This window comes from Thermus sp. (assembly GCF_040290245.1).
Taxonomy (GTDB): domain Bacteria; phylum Deinococcota; class Deinococci; order Deinococcales; family Thermaceae; genus Thermus_A.
This window is the reverse complement of sequence record NZ_PSMQ01000043.1, coordinates 1-2,500: the sequence shown is the minus strand read 5'-3', so window position 1 is coordinate 2,500 and position 2,500 is coordinate 1. Positions and strand designations below refer to the sequence as shown.

General features: G+C 66.8%; 4 protein-coding genes (1 of these 4 cut by a window edge). All 4 read left to right on the top strand.

Features of this window, described 5'->3' with window-relative positions; genetic code table 11:
* Positions 1 to 633, top strand: partial view of an orotidine-5'-phosphate decarboxylase gene (gene pyrF, locus C4301_RS06920; RefSeq protein WP_352414370.1) — the 3' portion only. The gene continues 123 nt to the left of window position 1, outside the view; 633 of the gene's 756 nt are visible here — the last part of the coding sequence; the start codon falls outside the window, past its left edge; the stop codon is at positions 631 to 633.
* An 8-nt stretch (positions 634 to 641) separates the two neighbouring features.
* Positions 642 to 1,190, top strand: coding sequence for an orotate phosphoribosyltransferase (gene pyrE, locus C4301_RS06915; protein ID WP_352414369.1), 549 nt, complete (start codon positions 642 to 644; stop codon positions 1,188 to 1,190).
* On the top strand, positions 1,191 to 2,204 hold the full coding sequence (locus C4301_RS06910; protein WP_352414368.1) for a hypothetical protein: 1,014 nt from the start codon (positions 1,191 to 1,193) through the stop codon (positions 2,202 to 2,204).
* A partial coding sequence (locus C4301_RS06905) for a 2-dehydropantoate 2-reductase N-terminal domain-containing protein (RefSeq protein WP_352414367.1) occupies positions 2,201 to 2,500 on the top strand: 300 nt, incomplete at its 3' end. The genes C4301_RS06910 and C4301_RS06905, both read left to right, overlap by 4 nt.

The following is a 2,500-nucleotide window of genomic DNA, read 5'->3' as shown; positions in this document are numbered from 1 at the left end:
CTGGCGGGAAAGCTGGCCGCGGTGAAGTTTCAGCTGGCCTTTTTTGAAGCCCTCGGCCCTAAGGGAATGGAACTCCTCTTTGAGCTGGCCAGCGGGGCCCGGGTCATGGGGCTTCCCGTCATCTTTGATGGAAAGCGGGGGGATGTCGGTTCCACGGCGGAGGCCTATGCCCGCACCTACCTCGAGGCCTTCCCGGGTAGCGCCCTTACCGTCAACCCCTACCTGGGCCTGGATGCGCTTATGCCTTTTGTCGAAGCGGCGGATAGAGCAAGGGGTGCCCTTTTTGTCCTTCTTAAGACCTCCAATCCGGGCTCGGGCTTTTTGCAAGACCTGCCCGTGGACGGGCGACCCCTTTGGGAATACCTTCTCGAGGCCTTGGCGGCCCTGGGGAAAGCGCGTGAGGGTTCCTGGAGCCGGGTGGGAGGGGTGGTGGGGGGGACGTACCCCGGTGCGGTGCGGCGAGCCCGGGCCTTGGCGCCGGCCTTTCCCCTTTTGGTGCCGGGCCTGGGCGCGCAAGGGGGAGGGTTTTTCCGGGAGGAGGGGGTACTCAACGCCGCCAGCCGGGCCCTTTACTACCCCGGGGGGCGGCCCGACCTCGAGGCGGCCCTTAAGGCGGCGGAGGCTTTCGTATAGTGATGAGGATGGACATCCTAGAGCTTTACAAGAAGACCGGGGCCTTTCTGGAGGGTCATTTTGTTTTGCGAAGCGGCCTTCACTCCCCGTACTTCCTCCAGTCTACAGCGCTGCTCCAGCACCCTCTTTACGCGGAGGCGGTGGGGGAGGCCTTGGCCCGGCAGTTTGAGGACGAGCGGGTGGATTTTGTGCTGGGCCCTGCCATCGGGGGGGTGGTGCTATCCTTCGTCACCGCTAAAGCCCTGGGGGCGCGGGCCCTCTTCGCGGAGAAGGATGGGCAGGGGGGGATGTTCATCCGAAGGGGTTTCACCGTGAACGAGGGGGACCGGTTTATCGCGGTGGAGGACGTGGTGACCACAGGGGAGAGTGTCCGGAAGGCGATCCGGGCCGCCCAGGCCCTGGGGGCGGTGCCCGTGGGGGTGGGGGCGATCGTGCACCGGGGAAGTGGGGTGGAGTTCGGGGTGCCCTTCCGCTTCCTCCTCGCCCTCGAGGCCCCCCTCTACCCCCCGGAGGCGTGCCCCTTGTGCCGGGCGGGGGTGGCCTTGGAGGAGGTGTAGGTGCGCGCCTTGTGGCTTTTCCTCTTGGCCTCCTCCTTCGCCTTGGCCTCCTCGGTGGAGGTGGCCCGGGTGTTTGTAAAGCAGTGGCTTGCCGGAAAGGCCTCACCCTCGTTGGAAGAGGTCTTGAGCTCACCACCAGAAGCCCTTCCTCAGGCTTTGGAGCGCTTTTTCGCCTACCCTCCCCCCCCGGGGAACCTACGGGTGAACCTGGAGGCCCCCCTGGTGGAGGAGGGCCGGGTCCGGTTTCCCGCCGCCTTGGGGGAGGAGGGGGGGGAGGTGGTGGTGTACCTTCAGGGGGAGAGGGTAGAGCGGGTGGCCTTTGTCCAACGAGACCGGATCCCCGCCTTGGCCAAGAGCGAGGCCGGGGGGCTTTTCCTTCTCCTCTTCGGGGTGTACTGGGCCTCGGCCCTCCTCGGCCGGGGGGTCCTCGCCCGGCTTTTTAGGGAGGCCCTGGCCCATCTAAGCCGGGAAAGGCGGGTTTACCTGGGGCTCAACCTCTTCCTCTACGGGCTGTTCGGCCTGGGATCCCTTCTGGCCTTCCTCGAGCCCGAGTTGGCCCGGGCCTTGCAGAAGGGCCTCGGGGGGGCGTTGGAGGCCGTGGGCCTGGAGGAGGTCCTTCCCCGGGGGGTCTTTCCCCTGATGGGGGCCATCTACTACTGGAACCTGACCCAGGGGCTCGTCCTTACCACCCTTCTTCCCGGGCTTTTCTTAGGCCTTCCCGCCCTTCTTCTCAACGCCTTCCGGTACCTCCTCTTTGGCTTTGCCCTTTCCCCGGCCCTACTTCCCGGCCCTCAGTACCTCTTGCACCTCCCCACCTTGGTTCTGGAGCTCCAGGCCTACATCCTGGGCACCTTCGGGGGGGTCTTGCTCCTGCAGAGCCTGCTAAGGCGGGAGGGGTATCGGGAGGGGTTCAGGCGGCTTCTCCTCCTGGGCTACCTAGGGGCCTTCGTCCTCCTCTGGGCGGCCGTTTACGAGGCGGTGGAGGTGGTCTTCTTCCTGGGGGGGAAGGGGTGAAGGTGGCGGTGATCGGTGCGGGGGCCTGGGGGACGGCCCTCTCCGTTCTGCTGGCCACCAAGGGGGTCCCCGTCTACCTCTGGGCCCGGCGGCGGGAGTTTGCCGAGGAGCTCAGGGCCTACCGGGAGAACCGCACCTACCTGCCCGGGGTGGCCCTCCCCGCTTTGGTCTGGCCCACTTCGGAGGCGGAGGAGGCCCTGGAAGGGGCGGACCTGGCCTTGGTGGCCCTCCCTTCCCGGGCGGTGCGGGAGATCCTTTCCGCCTTTCCCAAGGCGCCCCTTTATGTCTCGGCCACC